This window comes from Rhizobium sp. 57MFTsu3.2, from assembly GCF_012932765.1.
Lineage (GTDB): Bacteria > Pseudomonadota > Alphaproteobacteria > Rhizobiales > Rhizobiaceae > Rhizobium > Rhizobium altiplani.
In genome coordinates this window covers 1-21,519 of sequence record NZ_JDWI01000029.1, presented here as the reverse complement: position 1 = coordinate 21,519, position 21,519 = coordinate 1, and the positions used below count along the sequence as shown (strand labels likewise).

General features: G+C 59.3%; 15 protein-coding genes. 9 read left to right on the top strand and 6 right to left on the bottom strand.

Translation table 11 applies throughout. From position 1 onward, the window contains the following. Positions 1-55 precede the first annotated feature (55 nt). On the top strand, positions 56-1,372 hold the full coding sequence (locus tag AF71_RS24540) for an O-antigen ligase family protein (protein WP_169683600.1): 1,317 nt from the start codon (positions 56-58) through the stop codon (positions 1,370-1,372). A gap of 69 nt (positions 1,373-1,441) precedes the next feature. Here the strand turns inward: AF71_RS24540 and AF71_RS24535 are convergent, their stop codons facing one another. Both AF71_RS24535 and AF71_RS24530 read right to left on the bottom strand, forming a co-directional pair. Further along, positions 1,442-2,521, bottom strand: coding sequence for a glycosyltransferase family 2 protein (locus AF71_RS24535; RefSeq protein WP_169683599.1), 1,080 nt, complete (start codon positions 2,519-2,521; stop codon positions 1,442-1,444). A 520-nt stretch (positions 2,522-3,041) separates the two neighbouring features. Further along, the gene (locus tag AF71_RS24530) at positions 3,042-6,671 is read right to left on the bottom strand and encodes a hydantoinase B/oxoprolinase family protein (protein WP_169683597.1); all 3,630 of its coding nucleotides are present in this window, start codon (positions 6,669-6,671) and stop codon (positions 3,042-3,044) included. A 212-nt stretch (positions 6,672-6,883) separates the two neighbouring features. On the opposite strand from AF71_RS24530, the gene AF71_RS24525 reads away from it, so the two are divergent. From AF71_RS24525 to AF71_RS24505, 5 genes are all read left to right on the top strand, one after another. Further along, positions 6,884-7,291, top strand: coding sequence for a hypothetical protein (locus AF71_RS24525; protein ID WP_246733790.1), 408 nt, complete (start codon positions 6,884-6,886; stop codon positions 7,289-7,291). A 170-nt stretch (positions 7,292-7,461) separates the two neighbouring features. Then, a complete protein-coding gene (locus AF71_RS24520) occupies positions 7,462-7,980 on the top strand; it encodes a copper chaperone PCu(A)C (protein WP_169683595.1) in 519 nt (172 codons plus the stop codon). A gap of 67 nt (positions 7,981-8,047) precedes the next feature. Beyond that, the gene (gene copC / locus AF71_RS24515; RefSeq protein WP_169683593.1) at positions 8,048-8,416 is read left to right on the top strand and encodes a copper homeostasis periplasmic binding protein CopC; all 369 of its coding nucleotides are present in this window, start codon (positions 8,048-8,050) and stop codon (positions 8,414-8,416) included. Then, positions 8,413-9,291, top strand: a complete 879-nt coding sequence (gene copD, locus AF71_RS24510) for a copper homeostasis membrane protein CopD (RefSeq protein ID WP_169683592.1) — start codon at positions 8,413-8,415, stop codon at positions 9,289-9,291. Before copC ends, copD begins: the two co-directional genes overlap by 4 nt. A gap of 109 nt (positions 9,292-9,400) precedes the next feature. Next, complete coding sequence (locus tag AF71_RS24505) at positions 9,401-10,003, top strand: HupE/UreJ family protein (RefSeq protein ID WP_169683590.1); 603 nt, start codon at positions 9,401-9,403, stop codon at positions 10,001-10,003. A 37-nt stretch (positions 10,004-10,040) separates the two neighbouring features. Here AF71_RS24505 and AF71_RS24500 read toward each other — a convergent pair whose 3' ends face one another. After that, positions 10,041-10,826 (bottom strand): SDR family oxidoreductase, encoded by a 786-nt coding sequence (locus tag AF71_RS24500; protein ID WP_169683588.1) that lies wholly within the window; start codon positions 10,824-10,826, stop codon positions 10,041-10,043. A gap of 24 nt (positions 10,827-10,850) precedes the next feature. Next, positions 10,851-11,528 carry an FCD domain-containing protein gene (locus tag AF71_RS32290; protein ID WP_169683587.1) on the bottom strand — a complete coding sequence of 226 codons (678 nt, stop codon included), beginning with the start codon at positions 11,526-11,528 and terminating at the stop codon, positions 10,851-10,853. A gap of 125 nt (positions 11,529-11,653) precedes the next feature. On the opposite strand from AF71_RS32290, the gene uxuA reads away from it, so the two are divergent. After that, complete coding sequence (uxuA, locus tag AF71_RS24490; RefSeq protein WP_169683585.1) at positions 11,654-12,841, top strand: mannonate dehydratase; 1,188 nt, start codon at positions 11,654-11,656, stop codon at positions 12,839-12,841. A gap of 63 nt (positions 12,842-12,904) precedes the next feature. Here the strand turns inward: uxuA and AF71_RS24485 are convergent, their stop codons facing one another. Then, a complete protein-coding gene (locus tag AF71_RS24485; RefSeq protein WP_169683582.1) occupies positions 12,905-13,309 on the bottom strand; it encodes a response regulator in 405 nt (134 codons plus the stop codon). A 347-nt stretch (positions 13,310-13,656) separates the two neighbouring features. Here AF71_RS24485 and AF71_RS24480 point away from each other — a divergent pair, with 347 nt between their 5' ends. Both AF71_RS24480 and pbpC read left to right on the top strand, forming a co-directional pair. Beyond that, a complete protein-coding gene (locus tag AF71_RS24480; protein ID WP_169683580.1) occupies positions 13,657-19,134 on the top strand; it encodes an alpha-2-macroglobulin family protein in 5,478 nt (1,825 codons plus the stop codon). Continuing rightward, positions 19,131-21,212, top strand: a complete 2,082-nt coding sequence (pbpC, locus tag AF71_RS24475; protein ID WP_169683578.1) for a penicillin-binding protein 1C — start codon at positions 19,131-19,133, stop codon at positions 21,210-21,212. The genes AF71_RS24480 and pbpC overlap by 4 nt, the downstream gene beginning before the upstream one ends. A gap of 36 nt (positions 21,213-21,248) precedes the next feature. On the opposite strand, the gene AF71_RS24470 is transcribed toward pbpC, so the two are convergent. Further along, positions 21,249-21,519, bottom strand: a 271-nt coding sequence (locus AF71_RS24470; protein WP_210258344.1) for a transposase, incomplete at its 5' end; no start/stop codon positions are given.

Below are 21,519 nucleotides of genomic sequence, written 5' to 3'. Positions count from 1 at the left end.
CTCAACCCGCGCAATCGCCTCCCAAGCAGCAGACGACAGCGTAGCGCGCGTTCAGATGAGGCCTCTTCCGACCAAGGCCGGGCTTCCTTTTCTTGTGACAGTCTTCGTCGTCTCGCTTTTCGTGCCGATGAGCTTCGGTATCGGAGGCCTCATGCTCAGTCCATTCCGAATCGTGATGCTGGCAACTGTCGTTCCTTGCTTTTGCAAGTGGGTGAGCGGTGGGGCGGGACAGCTGAGGGTGGCCGACTTCACGTTGTTTTTTTACTGCCTCTGGTGTTCGATCGCCCTGAGCGTGGTGCATGGTGTGGCGCAGGGCATGCAATCTGGCGGTATCCTTTTCATCGAGACCATGGGCGCCTACCTAATCGCGCGCTGCTACATCAGATCCGCGGAAGACTTCTACAATGTCATTCTTCTTTTCTATCGTATCATGCTGCTGTTGTTGCCTTTTGCCCTGTTCGAAGCAACGACTGGCATCAATATTCTGCTCAAACTCGCTGGCAGCGTCTTCCCGGGGGCGCCGGTCGAGACGTATGACACGCGATGGGGCCTCCGGCGCGTCCAGAGCATCATAGATCATCCAATTCTTTTCGGCGTCATAACCTCGTGCATGTTTGGGCCGGCCTTTTTCGTACTGGGTTACGGGAAGTCCGTCTTTGAGAAGCTCGTGCGTGCAGGCGTCGTCTTCGTGATCGCGTTCCTTTCGATGTCCTCCGGGCCGATTTCGGGTCTCTTTGCCCAGTTGGCCGTGACCGCGTGGGATCGGATCCTCGCTGGTATGAAGGCACGTTGGACATTGTTCGCCGCCGGCATCGCCGCCGTCTATGCAGCGGTGGCTCTGGGGTCGAACCAGACTTTCTTTCAATTCTTCATCACTCATTTCTCCTTCAGTTCCGACAATGCCTATTATCGTGTCCTGATCTGGGAGTTCGGCACCGGTTCGGTTGCAAAGCATCCATGGTTCGGAACCACAATGACCGGTTGGGACAGGCCCGACTGGATGCCACCCAGCATCGACATGTTCTGGTTGTTCCACGCCATCCTTTACGGCATTCCCGCGGCGGCAGCGATGTTCGCCACGTTCGCGATCCTGTTCATGACGATCGCCTGGCGCAGGATCAGTGACGAGAGGCTGATTTCTTACCGCATGGGATATCTCACCTCGTTGACAAGTTTCTTCCTGGTCGGCTGGACCGTGCATTTCTGGAACACGACCTATGTCATGTTCATTTTCATCGTTGGAGCCGGCGTCTGGCTTCTCGATGCGCAAGGCGAGGGGAATTGTGAGGCTGAACCAAGGCCCACGCGTGGCGCATTGCCGCGACGAGAACGGTCGGGACGTGCACGGGAGGCACAACCCGCAAAAGCGTGATGCCTGTTTATGCAGAGGGCCGTTAGACACGGCCCGGCCAACAACCTCGTGGCATTCCGAACCAGTCAATCACGGGCTGTGGTGCTGCGAGTGACTTAGCGCCTGTTTGAGGCAGCTGGGATGAATATACTTGTCACACATACTCATATACATTTGGGAAAGAGCCGATTTATCCGCTCCAAACAGTTCGCCGCGCAACGAGAATGCGGTTTGGGCACCTCGATGAACATCCCTCCAGAAACTCTCGCGTCGCTTGAGAGAATATAGAAATATCTTATATCGCATATAGTTTTGCAGTGCAGGAAACATAGTTGACTTGCGTTCAAAGAGCTTCGCGCAGATGTAGAGAGTGTTCGCGACTTGGCAAAACCCGTAACTCCAGCCACTGGCTCTGGCGCCTGGGAAAACATGATGAAAAACCCTGGCATCGGACGTCGCGGCCAAGATATAGCCGGATTTTTGCGTCCTTAGCGACACATCCATATCTTCGTGCTGCGAGTAGCCCGCGCCGTAGCCCAAGGTTTCATCGAAGCCGATCGATTTGATGACATCCGTGCGGAAGGACATTCGGAATCCCGACATGGTTTCGACACGGGAATATCTGAGTCCGTCAATCCATGCCGGCTGATCGTCCCACAGGCTTCGGGCGTAAAGCTTGAATGTCTCAGGGACGAACCGCTCCTCGATAGAGTTTCGAAGCGCCTGCATGCGCGACTTGAAAATCGCGGCATTGTTTTTCTTGTATGTTTCATCCGACGTTGATAGAGGCGAGCCCAAAACCGGTGTGGCGGTGACGCCGCCAACGACTCCCGTGGTATCCATTTCGTACGCGGCGACAAGAGCCTCGCCAAATCCGGGATGCCACAAAGAATCGTCGTCCGGCATCGCCACGATTGGCGCTTCAATGTGAGCGAGGCCGAGATTCCGTTGGTAAGCTGAATTTCTTTTCTCAGAGCGCAAAATAACAAAATTCTCAAACTCGGCTACTCTTGCAACGCTGTTTACGACGTCGCAGACGGCCTTGTGATCGTCGCTTGCATCGACGACTACCAATTTAGATGGTGGCCGTTTTTGCTTCAGCATAAGGGGAATCGACATCTGCAACGCATTTGGTCGGTTCCGAGTCGCAATTAGTGCATCATAGTTCATGGGCACCCCGATCACCTGTTGCTTGCGAGATCGTAGCTGCCGCCATGGTAATTGCCCGGCGGGATTGTCCAGCAACGGCCCGACAGTATCAAGCGTGTTCAGCTCTCCACTTAGGGCATGGGGGAATCTACAACCTTCCCAGATACCCGCCAATTAGCCGATTGGAGGAGCCCCCTGCGCGGCTGGATCTGAAGCGAGAAGAGTCCCTTAAGTCGATTGAATCAGATATCAAGCACGGCAACGATTGGCACTCCCCCACCGCTGCCGTCCCTGTTGGGCTTATGCAGTTCAAACATATCGGGGATTTCTCTTTTGCGAAACTAGCACACTTCGGGCTGGATAGCCGCAGTAGCAACGAACACCCTGGCATCAAGGACACAGGGATCGTAGCTGTCGGGCGGAGATATGCACATAGGAGCCATCTGACGGCTGAAAGCCTCCTTGACGTTTTCTCTCGGCGCATTCCTACCGCTTGGGCATGCCAACTCCAAACCAATGATTAAATCAACGAGGCCTTTCATCAGCTTCCAAAACCGCCGGCTGTCGGGGTCGTGACCGTGATTGCTTCCCCCGCATCCAAAGCCGTCTGATCACATGCTTTCAACGTCTCCACAGTACCATCCAGCCGCCGCACGCTTGCTGCCCCGATCTGGCCATCTCCGCCCCCGTTTACTCCGCGAGGCGGACGATTGCGGTGGGAAGAGAGGATCGCACATTCCATCCGCTCCAGAAATCGAATCGTGCGCTCGGTGCCGTCTCCGGCGCTCCATCTGCCCTTTCCGCCCGAACCCTCCATGAGGTGGAAGTCTTCCAGCAGAACGGGGAATCGGAGTTCCAGCACCTCGGGATCCGTCAGCCTAGAATTCGTCATATGGGTATGGACGCCCGCCGTTCCAGCAAAGCCGCGGCCGTCGTTCGTCCGACCCGCCGGCGAACCCGAACAGATCGTCTCGTAGTATTGGTATTTCGCATTGCCGAACGTCAGATTGTTCATCGTTCCCTGCGCATTGGCCATCGCCCCCATGGCGCCGAAAAGCGCATTGGTGACATGCTGCGATGTCTCGACATTTCCGGCGACAACCGCTGCCGGATAAGCCGGTTTTAGCATGCAGCCATCGGGGATGATAATCTTGATCGGCCTCAGGCAGCCGGCGTTCATCGGAATGTTGGCTTCGACCATAACGCGGAAAGCATAGAGAACGGCAGCGCGGGTGACCGGCTCAGGCGCATTGAAATTGTTGGCCTGAACCGCCGACGTTCCGGTAAAATCCACGGTCGCCTCGCGGCTCTGGCGATCGACTGTAATCTTGACCCTGATGAGCTGACCCGTGTCGGTTGGATAGTCGTACTGGGCGGTGTCCGGCAACCGCTCGATGACCCGGCGCACGCTTTCAGCCGCATTGTCCTGGACGTGCCCCATATAGGCTTCAACCACAGAGAGGCCGAAATGAGCAACCATCTTGCGCAGTTCCGCCACGCCCTTTTCGTTTGACGCAATTTGAGCCTTTAGATCGGCGATGTTCTGTTGCGGATTACGCGCTGGATAACGATGATTTGCCAGGAGCGCGAGCAGTTCGGCTTCACGGAAGCGACCACGTTCGACGAGTTGGAAGTTATCGAAGAGAACACCTTCTTCCTCGACGGTTGTTGCAAGTGGGGTCATTGAGCCCGGCGCTGTTCCGCCAACGTCGGCGTGATGTCCGCGCGAAGCAACATAAAACAGGATCGTGGATCCTGCGTCGTCAAACACAGGCGTGACGACTGTTATGTCGGGGAGATGTGTTCCGCCGTTGTACGGGGCGTTGAGAGCAAACACGTCGCCCGGGTGGATGCGCCCCGAGTTCAACTTGATGATTGTCTCCACTGACCGGTCCATGGATCCCAGGTGAACCGGCATATGCGGTGCATTGGCTACGAGCGCGCCGGTTCGGTCGAAGACAGCACACGAAAAATCCAATCGTTCCTTGATGTTGACGGAATAGGCGGTGTTTTGAAGTGTGACACCCATCTGTTCGGCGATAGACATGAAGAGATTGTTGAAAATCTCCAGCATGATCGGATCGGCTTCGGTCCCAAGGGCGGCTACATTCTTCTTCGCTTCAACGCGCCGGAGCAGCACGTGGTTATTCGAGGTGATCTCCGCCCGCCATCCCGGCTCCACGACAATTGTTTGGTTGACTTCAATAACAAGTGCCGGGCCGAGTGCCTGGCTACCGGGAAAGAGATCCTCGCGCCTAAAGACACTGGTATCACGCCAGGAGCCTTCGAAGAAGACTGGCCGAGTTTCTGAGGCACGGGCAGGACTTGCCGCCGCCTCGTGACTTTCCTCCTGATTGCGGCCCTCGGATCGGTCGGTTCCCTCGACGCTCACGGATTCAACGACGACCGTTTTACCGTCATAGACGAAGCCGAACTGCGCCTTGTGCGCCCGCTCGAAGTCGGTCCTGGCATCGGATATCGAACCAAGGCCAAAATCGACCGGGAGCGCAGTATCCGTACCCTCGTATCGCAAGGCGAGGACGGGCCTGAACTCCATTGCATCGGGCGAAATGCCTTGCACCTGCAATTCGTCACGAACGCCGATCCTCAGGGTTTTGATCAAGCGGTCAAGCTCTGAGAGAGACGCTTCCGTCAGAGGCTTGATGAACGCTTGCTGACGAGATGCGAAGATCGATGACAGGCCCATGCCGTAAGCAGACAACAGACCGGAAAAGGGGTGAACCAACACCATCGACATGCCGAGGGCATCGGCAACGAGGCAGGCGTGTTGCCCACCGGCACCACCGAAGCAGTTCAGAAGGTATTCTGTTACGTCGTAGCCACGCTGCACCGAGATTTTCTTGATAGCGTTGGCCATATTTTCAACCGCGATCTTTATGAAGCCTTCCGCGACGCTCTCCGGGCTGTGTCCGCTGGCGGCTTGCGCGGACATTGCCTCGAATTTCTCGCGCACGGCCTGGATATCGAGTGGTTCGTTCTGGGCCGGCCCGAAGATTGCGGGAAACAGATCCGGCTGCAGTTTTCCGAGCATGACGTTGGCGTCCGTCACCGCCAATTCCCCGCCACGACGATAGCAGGTGGGTCCGGGATTGGCGCCCGCCGAATCGGGACCGACGCGGAACCGACCTGTCTCAAAATGAAGGATGGAGCCGCCGCCGGCAGCGACGGTATGAATGCGCATCATCGGCGCCCGCACTCGAACACCTGCAACTTCGGTATCGAAGACGCGTTCGTACTCGCCATCATAGTGGGCTACATCGGTGGAGGTGCCTCCCATGTCAAAGCCAATAACCTTGTCGAACCCGGCAAGTTTTGCGGTCTCCACCATACCAACCACACCGCCCGCGGGGCCCGAAAGGAGTGCATCCTTGCCCTGAAACATATGGGCGGCGGTCAGGCCTCCCGATGACATCATGAAATTCAGTCGCGGCGACGTTTTCCCGGCCTGTTCTACTCCGAGTTCGCTTGCCACCTGTTGAACATACCGAGATAGAATGGGCGAGAGATAGGCGTCGACGACCGTCGTATCGCCCCGGCCGACCAGCTTGAGCAGCGGCGAGACCTCATGGCTTACCGAAATCTGCTTGAATCCCGCTGCCCGGCAGAGGTCCGCGACCACTTTTTCGTGCTGCGGATATTTGTAGGAGTGCATGAACACGATCGCGACCGCATCAATCCCATCAATCCTTGCTCTGGCAATTGCCTGCTCTACAGCGCTCGTCTCGAGCGGCACCTCGATCGAACCATCCACGCGAATGCGTTCGTGGACTTCCACGACCTGCTCATAGAGCTGTTCCGGCAGAATGATCTCCTTGGCGAAAATGTCGGGACGTGCCTGGTAGGCAATCCGTAGCGCGTCGCGAAAGCCCTTGGTGATCAACAAAAGGACCCTGTCACCCTTACGTTCCAGAAGCGCGTTGGTCGCAACGGTCGTCCCCATGCGAATGTCGCCAATACGATCGGACGGTATTTTATCCGTCGGCCCGAGACCGAGCAGGCCGCGGATCCCGTGGATCGCAGCATCGCGATAAGATTCCGGATTTTCGGAGAGAAGCTTTCGCGGATGCAAACTGCCATCGGGTGCACGGCCAATAATATCCGTGAAAGTGCCTCCGCGATCGATCCAGAAATCCCAGGCCCCATCAGACATGTTCCACGCTCCCGTGCCGGACGCCAAAAAAATCGCAGTCGGTGCCGCGCTCGCTCATCCAGACAATGTACAATTTGCCTTGCGCATTCAATGTGCAGGCATCCGTGTTTGCGATAACGCAAGCTATATCTCTTTGGGCCTCTTTCAAATTGCCGCATTGGGATCTATTGCTGTGCTCCGTAGAGACGTTCGCGTCAGGGAAGGAGAAACGGTTGCAGGCGAGATACGCGATGATCATGCGGTGGATGTTGCGCATGACCTGCGCCATCGCGCTGCTGTTTGTCGGCTTCGCCCATCAAACGCCGTCTTTTGCCAAAGGCGCCTTCGTTCCCTCCGAACTTGCAGAGTATATACTGCCCGACGGCACGCTTCCCGTTATCTGCATCGCGGGCAAGGCAGACGGGACGAGCAAGCATGATACGGCGCAGCAAGCGCAGGGTTGTGAGGCTTGCCGGATCGCTGCGTCGGTCCTGTTGCCAGTCCCTGACAATTATCGGGATAGACGTCCTCGTATCGCGACCGCTGCCATGCAGCCCTACGAAGTGGATGGGACTTTCCGCCGGGTCCTTCCCCCGAATACCGGTCCAAGGGCGCCTCCGGCCTCTACTGTCTTTGCTTGAGCCGGCATTTCGGCTTATGCCACGATGCTGTCACAGTGGCCACTGACCTGCGCTCAGGTACCGTTCGGCCCGAAGCAGATCGCACCCGCATCCAATTTCCATTTCGCAAGGATGTTTATCTCCCTGCCGTCGTGCGTCGTCGCGAGAGATGATCCTGCCAGGAGCACCCTATGAAGAAACTGCTCATACTGATCACAGGCCTGATCTTTGCCGGTCTGTTTGCTGCAATCGCTGCCGCCAATGACATCAAGGTGGGTGCCATCGACATCGGCCACCCCCGCACTCGAGCCATGGTGCCGGGTGCCAAGGTCGGGGGTGGCTACCTGAACCTGACCAACACCGGTTCGGCCGATGACAGGCTCGTCAGCATCACGTCCGACCGGGCTGCAAAAACCGAAGTTCATCAGATGAGCGTCAACAACGGCGTGATGACAATGCGCCCCGTCGCGGGCGGGCTCGTCATTCCCGCCGGTCAGACGGTCGAACTGAAGCCGGGCGGCTTCCACATCATGTTCATGGACGTCGCGCAGCCATTCAAGCAAGGGGAGACGATCAAGGCCACCCTGACCTTCGAGATGGCGGGATCGGTGGAGGTCGAGTTTGCAGTCGGCAGTGCTGGCGGGGCGAATGCGTCCGCAAAGGACGGCCACTCGGATATGGGTGGCATGGACATGTCCAAGCCGCAATAAGGGCAGCGACCACCAGGCTCGCATGCGCTAACGCATCAGAACCGTGACCAGAATATGAGATAGAAACATGCCTAAACATTCACGCTTTGCCGCACTGTCGGCGATTACACTCGTCGTCTTTGCCGGGCAGGCTTTTGCACATGCTCATCTGACCAAGAGCGTGCCCGCCGACAAGGCAACGGTCGCAGTCTCTCCCGACGAGCTCGACCTGCACTTTTCCGAAGAGCTGGATCTTAAATTCTCCGGCGCGAAAATCATCGGCCCGGACAAGGCTTCGGTGAAGACCGGTGACGCCATGCTGACGGATGAAGGAAAGACCTTGATGGTTCCTCTTCCGGAAAAGCTCGATCCCGGCGTCTATGAAGTGGAATGGCACGTTCTTTCGACAGACGGCCATAAGACCACGGGCGCATACGGCTTCACAGTCAAGCCGTGACACCAGACGCCGCGCTCGTCCTGTGCCGCTTCCTGTTCTATGGTTCCGCCATATTTTTGTGGGGCGCATCAGCCTACATCTGCTGGATTGCGCCAGCAGATCTGGCGGCACAGGTGAGCCGACGGCTCCGTCATTGCTATGGCCTCTCAACGCTTCTGACCGTCGGCACGACCGCGTCCCTGCTCCCGCTGCGAGCGGCTGCGATCGGCGAGGGCTGGGCCGACGCGTTTGCGCCGCAAATGCTATCCTCCGTCCTTACAGGGACCAGTGTCGGGCAGGCCTGGATTGCCCAGGCTTGCGCCGCCGGTCTTTTGATCGTCTCTTGCCTGGTAACGGGCCGTTTCAGACACGGTGCCCGCGCGATGAGCGCCGGGTTGCTGCTCATGAGCCTCACGCTCAGCGGCCATGCCGCGATGCACAGCGGCTGGTTACGCATGATGCATCGCCTCAATGATGGAGTGCATCTCCTGTCGGGTGGCGCCTGGCTCGGCGCTTTGGTCCCCATCGTCGTCACCTTGCCGTTGTTGAGAGATCCCCGATGGCAGGGGGACGCACGGACGGCGTTGATGCGATTTTCAACCGCGGGTCATGTTGCCGTGGCACTCGTCATCACGACCGGCGTCATCAATACAGCACTGATTGTCGGATCCGTTCCACTGGACTGGCAGCTCGAGTATCAGCTTCTGCTCAGTATCAAGATCCTCATCGTGTTCGCGCTGATCGCGCTTGCGATAGGCAATCGTTACCTTCTTGTTCCAAGGCTTGCTCGCAACCCCTCGCTCGAGCCCCTCAAGTGGGCGACTGGCGCCGAAATAGTCCTGGGGTTTGCCGTGCTTGGGCTTGTCGCCGTGTTTGGCATGCTGCAGCCGACTTGAGCGGTCGATGCTGAACTACGTCAAATGACGGTGTCGCTGATCTTTTTGCTTTATCCCCCTGATCCCGCGTGCCATTTTCTGGACAACGTGCACATAGTAGGGGCCTCCCATGTTTTCAAAGATTTCCAGATTTAACGCCGCGCTCGCGGTTTGCGTCCTTGCTCCATCGCTCGCCTTCGCCCACACCGGCACTGGCCAAACAGTTGGGTTCGCCCACGGCTTTACCCATCCCGTCTCCGGGCTCGATCACGTTCTCGCGATGATCCTCGTCGGCGTTCTCGCCTGGCAGCTCGGCGGCCGTGCGCTGTGGCTCGTGCCGACCACCTTTGTGTCGGTGATGGCGATCGGCGGCGCACTCGGGATGATGGGAATTTCCGTTCCATTTGTCGAAGCCGGCATTGCTTTTTCCGTGATCGTCCTCGGCGCCATCGTCGCGCTGGGCATCCGCGCTCCCGCTGCCATCGCAGCCGGTGTCGTCGGCCTTTTTGCTATCTTTCACGGACAAGCGCACGGCTCCGAAATGCCCCTGGCTGCCGCCGGCATTGCCTATGCAGCAGGCTTCATGCTGGCAACCTCAGTGCTTCACATTGCCGGCATCACCATTGGCTACCTGATCGGCAAGATCAGCGAGCAGCAAGGAGTAATCGTCATGCGCTCGGCTGGCGGCATTGCCGCACTCGCGGGCATCGGGCTGTTTACCGGTCTCATCTAACAAAGCGCCTGCCCGGCCAAAGGGCCGGGCATGGCCCTCAGCGCACCCCGATACCGGCCGTCAGGCCTCCATCGATACGGTGATCCGATCCGGTAATGAACGCAGCCTTGTCCGACGCCAGGAAGGCCGCGAGTGCGGCCACCTCTTCGGGTTCAGCAATGCGGCCAAGCGGATGCGCCTTTCCGAAACGCCGAAACACCGCATCGATATCGGCATCCTCTCCTTCGAATGTGCGTGCCGCCAGCTCCAGGATCGGTGTGCGCACCGAACCGGGGCTGATCGACACCACGCGTATATTGTCTGCCGCAAAGTCGATCGCCATCGCCCGCGTCAACGCGTGTATCGCCCCTTTCGAAGCGACGTAGGCAGAAACGCCAGGCTGGCAGGCAAAGCCTTGCACACTTGAAATGTTGATGATCGCGCCGCCGCCGCGCTTGCGCATCTCGGGCACGCCATGCTCGGCTGTCAGATGGATCGAGCCGACATTCACCGCCATGCAGCGCATGAACGTCTCGAAGGGTGTATCGGTGGCATTGCCGTAAGGGTGCACCGCCGCCGAATTGACGATGATATCCACACCACCAAAGGCTGCGACGGCTTCAGCAAAGGCGTCAGCCACGTTTGCGGGGTTGGAAACATCCGTTCGGATAACGCGCAGGGCCAGACCGTCCTCCGCACCGATCTCCGCAAGCTTGGTGTTCGCCTCTTCATCGATGCCAAGGCAGGCAACGGCCGCGCCCTCGCGCGCCAGATGCAATGCGATCGCGCGTCCGATTCCGGTTGTCCCGGTAACGATTGCGATCTTGCCGGCATATTCTCCCATCAGCCTCTCCCACTGTTCGGCATCTCATTCAGAAATGAACTCAAGACCGGCGCTGAGATGCCGATCCATGTGATAGACAAAGGCAATCCGGTCACGACAGCGCAGAGCCTCCAGAATATCGCCGTGCTCGGCTACAACCGTCTCCAAAGTCAGTCGTTGCGATTTTCCGGCGAGCATCAATCGCTTTATGACAGGCTTCAGCATTCCGTAGGTTTCCGTCAATGTGCGATTGCCGGCCGCGTCCACCAGCAGCCGGTGAAACTCGAAATCGAGCTCGGAGGCACGCTCGGCGTCTTCCGCTGTCAGAATGGCTGCGTTGGCTGCTTCCATCTCGGTAAGAGCCTGATCGGTCAGACGGTCAGCAAGCAGATCGAACAGGTTCATTTCCGTCAGTCGCCGATAGCCCTGGATATCGCGGAAGGCATCGACCGAAATCTCCATGGCAAAGGAAAAGAGATCGCGCATGGCATTTTGATGCTGGTCAGTCAGCACGGCGCCGACCTTCTGCCTGGATTCGGCGACTCCGTACGCCTTCAAGGTGCGGAAGGCTTCGCGCACCGTATTTCGGCTGGAATCGAACATCGCGGCCAGCTCGACTTCGCTCGGCAGGACGTCGCCCACACCAAGCCCCCGCTCGCGGATAAGACCGCGGATTTGTCGGACGACATCATCTACCGCCGAGGCGCGATTGCAGAACTGCACAGTGAAAAGCTCCGTTCTCCGGAAAATCTATTATGTTGGCCTTATTTTGGCAATCGTCGCTTTTGGCTTGCGAAGATCAAATAAAGTGCGCTTAATTGTCCAACATATTAGGGAGGTCGTCTGTAATGCTGGAAAGTTGGCGCTGGTTCGGACCGCAGGATCCTGTCACATTGTCCCATGCCCGTCAGGCCGGCGCGCACGGCATCGTAACCGCGCTCCACCATATCTATGACGGCCGGGTCTGGACGCCAGATGACGTTGCCGAACGCATGGCCCTGGTAAGAAATGCCGGTATGGTCTGGTCGGTATGCGAGTCGATCCCTGTCAATTCGGCGATCAAACTGCGAAACGCAAACTGGCGTCGTTATGTCGATGCGTGGAAGCAGAGTCTTGCCAATCTCGGCAAAGGCGGCGTGCCTGTAGTCTGCTACAATTTCATGCCCGTCGTGGACTGGACACGTACCAACCTGCTCTATCCGACGCCCGTTGGCGGCCTGGCGCTTCGCTTCGACATGATCGATTTCATCGCCTACGACGTCTTTGTCTTGAAGCGTACTGCGGCCGAAGAGAGCTACAACGCTCCGCTCGTTGAAGCGGCGCGCCAGCGATTGGCAGGCATGAGCGAGGAGGATGTGGATACCCTCGAGAGGAATATTATTGCCGGTCTGCCCGGCGGCGAGGACAGCCACACGCGGGAAACCATCCGCGGGCATATCGCGGCTTTCGACGAGCTCTCGGACGACGACATGCGCAGCAATCTGGTCGAGTTTCTAAAAGAGGTCGTGCCGGTAGCCGTCGAAAACAACGTACGTCTCGCAATTCACCCGGACGACCCGCCCTTCTCGCTGTTCGGGTTGCCTCGTGTCGTCTCGAAGTCGGAAGATATCGAGACCATCCTTGCAGCGGTCGATCATGCTGCCAACGGCATAACCCTCTGTGCCGGATCCTACGGCTCGCGCCACGGCAACGACGTCGTCGGCATGGCGAGCCGCTTTGCCGAGCGCATCCACTTCGCGCATCTGCGAAATGTCAGCAAGGAACCGGACGGCTCATTCATCGAGTCCGAGCACCTCGGCGGCGACGTCAACATGGTCTCGCTGATCTCGGCGCTACGTCGGGAGGAGCGCCGCCGGGCCGCGTCCGGAAGGGCAGACAGCGTCATTCCGATGCGCCCCGACCATGGCCATCTTCTGATTGACGACCAGACAAAGAAGGTCAATCCAGGCTATTCCTGCATCGGCCGGCTGAAGGGCCTGGCGGAGCTCCGAGGCGTGATTGCAGCGGTGGATCAGTTGGACGTTCAGACGGTATAGCTCTGGCCGCATGGCGACACGGATAGCTGGCGGATATCGCGCATTTTTCGACTTACAGCGTCGTCACGCACTGCGGCGCGCATCAAGCGCATGACGCAGAGAGTTCTGCACGATCGATGGCGTTGCCGGCTTGCTGACCACACCCAGTGCTCCGTGAACACGGCCAACGACCGCCGCGGGGTTGCTGGTCATGAAGACGACCGTTACGCCAAATTCATCGACGAGCCGTTGACCAATCTCTGGGCCAGTCGCGCCGTCAGCCAAGTTGACGTCGACAAAGGCGATGTCGGCCTGTGCGGCTAGTGAGAAAGCCTGCCTTCTGTCGGTTGCGACACCGACGACATCGAGCCCCATTTCCCTGACTGTTGTTTCAAGATCTAGCGCAACGAGAAAGTCATCTTCAACGATCAAGACGCTTTCACGCGGGGCGCCGCCTGTCCGGCGTTGTGTTTCGACATCGCTGTCCATGATTGCCCCTTGTTTCTGCTTATTTTGCAACACTGATTACGCTCAACAGCATGTTGGCGAGCGGATAACGGCATTGAGGACAATATGTTCCGCGCTGAGGCGAATTCGCTCGCCAATAGATCGCTGTTAACGGTAACAAACCGTTAACGACAAATGTGAGGAGCGAGCAGGAGTGGCCGATTGGGAATTCATGGGCCACCCGGATATAGACCGTATATAGCAGCGTCCCCCATCTGTCCTTGCCCACCCTTGGTTCATTCCGAAACAACGCTTTGGCCAAGTTGACAACCGGTTGTGGAGTGCGGAGAGTGCACTCTGGACCAGCGCCAGTCACCTTGGGGGGACCTATGTCTGTACGCGCGTTTTTCGCCATAGCCGCAGTTGCTCTCGCCTCAATCACTCCAAGCCTTCCGGCATTTGCGGCAGACGTAAAACGCGAAATCCAGACAATCCAGGACGCCGATTACTTCGGCTTCGATCTGCGGACCGAACAGAACCTTACGCTGGATCAATGCAAGACATCCTGCATCGGCGACAAGTCCTGCAAGGCCTTCACCTATAATCCGAAGGTGAAGTGGTGCTTTTTGAAGTCCGACTTCAAGACAATGAACGCCTTCCCGGGCGCTATCGCTGGCAAGATCGTCGAGACTGCCGCTGCAAAGCCGGAGCCGGACATTGGGGCTGCCCCGCGGCTCGGCTTTCTCTCCGGCGATGTGCTCCAGCAGGCCCGCGACGACAAGGTAAATCTTGAGGTGGCCGACGATCAGCAGGGCCAGAGCGCCGACAGCCTGATCGCCAACGGCCGTCTCGACCTGACGGCAGGCAATGTCATTGATGCCGTGAAATCCTTCCGAAGTGCGCTCGCACTTTCCCCCGACAATGCCGATCTTTGGCTGGAAACGGCGCGCGCCGGCGACAGCTTTACAAAGACCGACGACAACGATGGCAGCGAGATCTACGGACAGGCTGTGCTGGACGCGGTCAATGGCTATGACTTGACGCGAACAACCTCTGCCCGTGCCGAGGCTCTTTCCGTGCTTGCCGCAGCACTCGACAAGAACACCAACTATCGCGCCGCACTCAATGCCTACAAGGCAAGCCTGGCACTCGTGAACTCGAAGGAGGTCCAGGCGGCCTTCCTGCAGCTGAAATCGACGCAGGGATTTCGGATCACCGAGCATACGGTTGATGCCGATAGCGCAAATCCCCGTATCTGCGCGACATTCTCCGAAACCCTGGTCAAGACGCAGGACTATACGCCCTTCGTGACGCTGAACGGTGCAGCCCCCAAGGCGCTCGAGACCAAGGACAAGCAGGTCTGCATCGAAGGGCTGACCCACGGCGAAAATTACAAGATCACGTTCCGCACCGGCCTGCCCTCTTCGGTCGACGAAGCGCTTGAGGCCCCCGTCAGCCTCGATATCTACGTCAAGGACCGCACAGCCAGCGTACGCTTCACCGGCGACAGCTTCGTCTTGCCGTCAACGGCACGTCGAGGGATACCGATCGTTTCCGTCAACATGACGTCGACCAATCTCAAGCTCTATCGTATCGGCGATCGCGGCATCGCTCCGCTTTTGACTAGCTCGCAATTCCTGACGCAGCTCGACGGATACAGCGCACAGCGCATCGAAGACGAGAGCGGCGAACTTGTCTGGCAAGGCTCGATCGAGATGACCAACGACCTCAACAAGGATGTCGTCACCAGCTTCCCGGTGGATGAGGCGCTGCCCGAGCGCAAGCCTGGTGTCTATGTGCTGACGGCAACGGCGCCGAACGCCCCGGATCAGGATTGGAATGCCCAGGCGACACAATGGTTCGTGGTTTCCGATATCGGCATCACGACATACGCGGGTACCGATGGCCTCAACGTCTTCACCCGCTCGCTCGCCTCGGCAAAGCCGATCGCTGGCGTTGAGCTCCAGCTTCTGGCGAAGAACAATGAAGTACTCGGCACTGCAACGACCGATGAGAACGGTCGGGCGACGTTCACCGCCGGTCTGATGCGTGCGACGGCTGCCCTGACACCCGCTGTCATCACCGCCAGGAAAGGGGGCGCCGACTATGTCTTCCTCGACATGACGCGCGCGGGCTTTGATCTCTCCGATCGTGGCGTCACCGGGCGTGCTTCCCCCGGCGCCATCGATGTCTTGAGCTGGACGGAACGCGGCATCTACCGCGCTGGCGAGACAGTCCACGCGGCTGCCCTTGCCCGCGATACCGATGGCAAGGCCATCGAGAGCTTGCCGCTGACCTTCATTTTTCTGCGCCCCGATGGTGTCGAGGACCGGCGGATCGTCAGCCAGACCAGCAATGTCGGCGGTTATGCCATCGACCTGCCCGTTCAGGAAAATGCCATGCGCGGCACCTGGACGATGAACATTCACACCGACCCAAAAGGCTCGCCGATCGCGACAAAAACCTTCCTGGTCGATGACTTCGTGCCGGATCGCACCGACATGGAGATCAAGACAGAGGCGAAGGTAATCGGTCCGGAGACGTCAGCAACGATCAATATATCAGGCAAGTATCTCTATGGCGCACCTGCGGCAGGGCTGTCGCTCGAAGGCGATGTCGTGATCAAGCCGACCCGCGAGGCGGCCGCCTTCCCCGGCTACTTCTTTGGCCTTGCCGACGAGGAAGCCAGCGAAGAGACGCGCCAGACCATAGAAGGCCTGCCAGACCTCGACGAAGATGGCCAAGGTACCACCGACCTGACTGTCGGCGATCTGCCGGCTTCGACGCAGCTTCTGAACGCCACGGTCTATATCCGCATGCAGGAAGCCGGTGGCCGCGCCATCGAGCGTTCGCTCGTGCTTCCCGTCAAGAACCAGAGCCCGATGATCGGCATCAAGCCGGAATTCTCCGGCGACCTTGGCGAGAATTCGATCGCGAACTTCACCATTATCGGCGTTGATGCAGACGGGGCGAAGCAGGCGATGAGCGGCCTGCGCTGGAAACTCTACAAGCTGAACCGCGACTATCAATGGTATCGCGACGGCACCGCCTGGAAATACGAGCCGATCTATACCGCCGAGCAGGTCGCCAACGGCAATCTCGATGCGTCCCTGGACGGCGCGAAGATATCGTCTCCCGTCGCCTGGGGCCGCTACCGCCTCGAGGTCGAAAGCACGCAGACGGACGGCCCTGCTTCGAGCGTAGAATTTGATGCGGGATGGTTCGTCCAGGCAACGTCGACGGAGACGCCTGACGGGCTTGAGATCGCGCTCGACAAGGAGAGCTACAGGATCGGCGAGACGGCGAAGTTGAAGGTCTCATCGCGCTACGCAGGCGAATTGATGATCGCGGCCGGTACGGAAACCCTCGTGGCCATCCAGAACGCATCCATTGGCGAGAACGGTGGCGAAGTCGATATTCCCGTCACTTCAAATTGGGGGGCTGGCGCCTATGTCACCGCGACATTGTTCCGCCCCGGTGATGCTCAGGACAGCCACATGCCGATGCGCGCGATCGGCGTGAAATGGCTGAAGGTCGATCCGGCGGAGCGGGCATTGCAGGTAGCGATCGATGCGCCGGAGAAGATGCTGCCGCACGCACCGCTGCCGATCACCCTTGCCGTTGCCGGCGCGGGCGCCAACGAGGACGCCTATGTGACGGTCGCGGCTGTTGATGTCGGCATTCTCAATCTGACCCGCTACGAGCCACCGAACCCAGAAGACTGGTATTTCGGACAGCGTCAGCTCGGTCTCGAAATTCGAGACCTTTACGGACGGCTTATCGACGGTTCGCTCGGCGCGACCGGCAAGCTGAGAACCGGCGGCGACGGAGGCGCTGTGGCACTTCAGGGAAGCCCGCCGACGCAAAAGCTTGTTGCCTTCTTCTCTGGTCCGGTGAAGCTGGATGCCCAAGGCAAGGCCAATGTCAGCTTCGACATTCCCCAGTTTAACGGTACTGCCCGCGTGATGGCGGTCGCCTGGTCGAAAGCCGGCCTTGGCCATGCGACGAAGGACGTCATCATTCGTGACCCTGTCGTGGTGACGGCGAGCCTGCCGGGCTTCCTCGCCCCCGGAGATACCTCCGAGCTTCGGCTCGATATCGCCAATACGGACGCGCCGGCAGGCGACTTCAAGCTGACCGTTGCTGGCAACGATGCCGTGCGCATTGGCGAGGCGTCACAGACTGTTCATCTCGAGGCCGGCGCCAGATCAGCCGTGACACTCGGCGTTACCGGTACGCAACCGGGCCATGGCAGCGTTTCGATCAATCTCGCTGACGCGGCCGGCCTGTCGCTGGATCAGACGGTTGACGTTCCTGTTCGACCAGCTGTTCTGCCGTTGACCGAACGCCGCGTTCTGGCGCTCAATCCAGCCACCAGGCTGACGGTCGACAAGGCATTGCTGGCAGACAGCGTTCTACAAGGCGCCTCCGTCAGCGTCAGCGTCACGCGTTCGGCCGCCTTCGACATACCGGCTCTGCTGATGTCGCTCGACCGTTACCCGTTCGGCTGCGCCGAGCAGACGACCAGCCGTGCCCTGCCGCTGCTCTATCTGAGCGAGCTTGCGCATGAGGCCGGTCGGGAGGATGACGCCGACGTCAAGAAGCGCGTTCAGGACGCAATCTACCGCGTGCTTTCCTATCAGGCGTCCGCCGGAAGCTTCGGGCTCTGGGGACCTGATAGCGGCGACCTCTGGCTCGATTCCTATGTCACCGATTTCCTGACGCGCGCACGCGAGCAGAAATACGACGTCCCGGATCGTGCATTCGCGCAAGCTCTGGAGAACCTTCAGAACGCGCTGAGCTATGATGTCAATGTCAAGGATCAGGGCGACCAGATTGCCTATGCGCTCTACGTTCTCGCCCGCAACAAGAAGGCAGCGATCAGCGACCTTCGCTATTATGCCGACACGATGATCAATGACTTCCCGACGCCGCTCGCCAAGGCTCATATCGCGGCAGCACTGGCGCTTTATGGCGATGCGACGCGCTCGAAGAACATCTTTGTCGACGCATTGCAGATGTCGGAACAGTCCATGGTGACGCGCGTCAATCTTTCGAGAACGGATTACGGCTCGATCCTGCGCGATGGTGCCGCAATCCTTGCTCTTGCCGCCGAAAGCCGTCCGGTCCCGCCGGTGGTTTCGGAATTGGCGAAAGCTGTCGCCAAGGAATGGAATCGCAGCAAATACACGAGCACCCAGGAACAGGCCTGGATGCTGCTTGCCGCGCGCGCAATTCAGGGCGGCGACGACTCTATCAAGATCGACGTCAACGGCGCGCTGCACAATGGCGCCTACATGGCGAAGATGACCGGGGATGCCTTGATGGGCAACGCGCTTACGCTCACCAACCAGACCGGCGAGCCTGTCTCGGCGGTGGTGACGACAATTGCTGCCCCTGTCGTGCCGCCGCCCGCGGGCGGTGACGGCTTTGCCATCGAGCGCACCTACTACACGATGGATGGCGAGCAGGCGAATGTGACCGAAGCCAAGCAGAACGAGCGCTATGTCGTCGTGCTGCATGTCACGGAAAGCAACAACTGGCCGTCGCGGATCGTCGTGACGGACCTGCTTCCGGCCGGCTTCCAGATCGACAATCCGAACCTGGTCGACAGCGCGCAACTGACGAACTTCGACTGGATCGGCGAGGTAACGGCGGCCCACACCGAATTCCGCAATGACCGCTTCGTGGCCGCGTTCAATCGGTCGGCGGACGACAATCGCGAAATCAATATCGCTTATGTCGTGCGCGCCGTGACCCCCGGCATCTACGATCATCCGGCCGCCGTCGTCGAGGACATGTACAGACCACAGCTTTCCGCACGCACCGCGACCGGCAAGATGGAGGTCACCGCAGCGTCGAAATGAGACTTGTAAGGAAGCTCGCGATCGGAAGCGCTGCCGGGATCATCCTTGCCGGCGCAGGGTTGGTCTTGCTTGACATCACCGACCGGGCCTATCCGCCGCCGCTCGACAAGGCGGAAACGGTCTCCGCGGAAGTGGTCGATGCGGATGGTCAGTTGCTGCGTGCCTTTGCAACGCCTGAAGGCCTTTGGCGTCTGAGGACCACAGCCGCCGATGTCGATCCACAATTCCTCAAGATGCTGATCGCCTACGAGGACCGGCGTTTTTACAGCCATGCCGGTGTCGATCTTCAGGCAATGGCACGTGCCGCCCTGCAGTTCGTTACCAATGGCCGCATCGTCTCCGGTGCATCGACGCTGTCGATGCAGGTCGCCCGGCTGATCGAGCCGCGACAGGGCCGCTCGCTGTCGGCAAAGCTCCTGCAGATGGCACGCGCCATCCAGATCGAGCGGCGGCTATCCAAGGCGCAGATCCTCGATCTCTATCTGACGCATGCACCCTATGGCGGCAATCTCGAGGGTGTACGGGCTGCGAGCCTCGCCTATTTCGGCAAGGAGCCGCGGCGGCTGACGGTCGCCGAAGCCGCTCTCCTCGTCGCGCTGCCACAGCTGCCTGAAAAGCGTCGGCCGGACCGCAACCTCGCGACAGCCGAGGTGTCGCGCAAACGGGTGCTCGAGCGTGTCGCGGTCTCCGAAGCTGTCGGCGAGGGTGAGGCGGCGCGTGCCGAAATCGTGCCGGTGCCGTCTCAACGCATGCAGCTTCCGGCGCTTGCAGCGCATGTTGCCGAAGCGGCACGACGCAAGGATCCGAAAGCACGGCAATACGAGACGACCCTGAAGAAACAGGTGCAAGCAGGATTGGAGGCCGTTGCCCATGCCTCCGCCTTGAAACTGGGTCCGAAGCTGTCAATTGCCATGGTCATGGCCGATGCACAAACGGGCGACATTGTCGGCGAGGTTGGCTCGGCCGACTACTTCGATGCCAGCCGTTCAGGCTGGATCGACATGACGCGCGCCAGCCGTTCGCCAGGCTCGACGCTGAAGCCATTCATCTATGGCCTCGCATTCGAAGAAGGCCTTGTCAGCCAGGAGACGATCATCGAGGACCGCCCCGCCGATTTCTTCGGCTACAGGCCGCGGAATTTCGATATGAGCTATCAGGGCGACGTCACGGTGCGCGAGGCGCTGCAGCTGTCGCTGAACGTCCCGGCGGTCAAGTTGCTCGATGCAGTCAATCCGGCAAAGCTGCTGATCCGTTTTCGCCGCGCCGAAGTGCGTCCCCTGCTGCCCCCGAACGAAACACCCGGGCTGGCAATCGGTCTCGGCGGCCTCGGCATCACGTTGAAGGATCTCGTCCAGCTCTACACCGCGCTTGCCAATCGTGGCCAGCCGGTCCGCATCGGCGATGGCGTCAACGACCGCCCCGGCAAGATCGATGGCGAGGGCATGCTTGATCCGGTGGCCGTCTGGAATGTCGCAGATATCCTCTCGGGCGTCATTCCACCGGCCGGCGCTCCGAAACGCGGGATCGCCTACAAGACCGGCACCAGCTACGGCTATCGCGATGCCTGGTCCGTCGGCTACGATGGGCGCTATGTCCTCGGCGTCTGGGTCGGGCGCCCTGACAATGGCGCTGTCCCGGGATTGACGGGTTACGGCACTGCCGCGCCGATCCTCTTTGAAGGTTTCGCAAAGTCAGGGATTGCGACGACGCCCCTCCCGCGCCCGCCCTTGGGAGCAATACGGATCGCCCAACCAGAACTGCCGATCAGCCAGCGTCGCTTTGCCATCAATCCAAGCGGCCTGTTGGCGACCTCCGGCCGTGAACCGGCGCCGCAGATCGTCTATCCACCGGAGGGCGCACATGTCGACCTTGGGGCGAAGAGCGGCGATCTCTCGCCGTTGATGCTGAAGCTGCAGGGCGGACGCGCGCCCTTCCGTTGGCTCGCAAATGGCAAGCCTTTGCCCGATATTTCCCGGCGCCGCACCAATCAGTGGATCCCGGACGGCGGCGGCTACTCAAAGCTCACGGTGATCGACGCCATGGGCCGGGCCGCAAGCGTCGGCGTCTTCGTCGATTGATCGTCTGCAGCGATCAGTCATATTTTCTAGAGCCTTTCATGTTTTGACGGAAGCGTAGCCAGCATTTGAGAAGTAGTTGGCGCATTCCTCTGGCTTGATGGTGTCGGCGAGTAAGCCCAGATGGCGCCAGGTTTCCTCGATGGTTCGCTTTTGCGCCTGGCGCATCCAGTGCTTGATCTTGGCGAAGGCCTGCTCGATCGGATTAAGGTCGGGGGAATATTTCGGCAGGAACCAAAGTCTGGCGCCGACAGCCCTGATAGCATCGCGGATGACCTTGGCTTTGTGAGAGCCGAGATTGTCGAGGATG

Bases quoted from the DNA above. Each gene is read 5' to 3' on its own strand.
- pbpC (WP_169683578.1), top strand. From the start codon at position 19,131: ATGAGACTTGTAAGGAAGCTCGCGATCGGAAGCGCTGCCGGGATCATC.
- AF71_RS24480 (WP_169683580.1), top strand. From the start codon at position 13,657: ATGTCTGTACGCGCGTTTTTCGCCATAGCCGCAGTTGCTCTCGCCTCA.
- AF71_RS24485 (WP_169683582.1), bottom strand. From the start codon at position 13,309: ATGGACAGCGATGTCGAAACACAACGCCGGACAGGCGGCGCCCCGCGT.
- AF71_RS24540 (WP_169683600.1), top strand. From the start codon at position 56: ATGAGGCCTCTTCCGACCAAGGCCGGGCTTCCTTTTCTTGTGACAGTC.
- copC (WP_169683593.1), top strand. From the start codon at position 8,048: ATGCCTAAACATTCACGCTTTGCCGCACTGTCGGCGATTACACTCGTC.
- AF71_RS24505 (WP_169683590.1), top strand. From the start codon at position 9,401: ATGTTTTCAAAGATTTCCAGATTTAACGCCGCGCTCGCGGTTTGCGTC.
- uxuA (WP_169683585.1), top strand. From the start codon at position 11,654: ATGCTGGAAAGTTGGCGCTGGTTCGGACCGCAGGATCCTGTCACATTG.
- AF71_RS24530 (WP_169683597.1), bottom strand. From the start codon at position 6,671: ATGTCTGATGGGGCCTGGGATTTCTGGATCGATCGCGGAGGCACTTTC.
- AF71_RS24535 (WP_169683599.1), bottom strand. From the start codon at position 2,521: ATGAACTATGATGCACTAATTGCGACTCGGAACCGACCAAATGCGTTG.
- AF71_RS24500 (WP_169683588.1), bottom strand. From the start codon at position 10,826: ATGGGAGAATATGCCGGCAAGATCGCAATCGTTACCGGGACAACCGGA.
- AF71_RS24520 (WP_169683595.1), top strand. From the start codon at position 7,462: ATGAAGAAACTGCTCATACTGATCACAGGCCTGATCTTTGCCGGTCTG.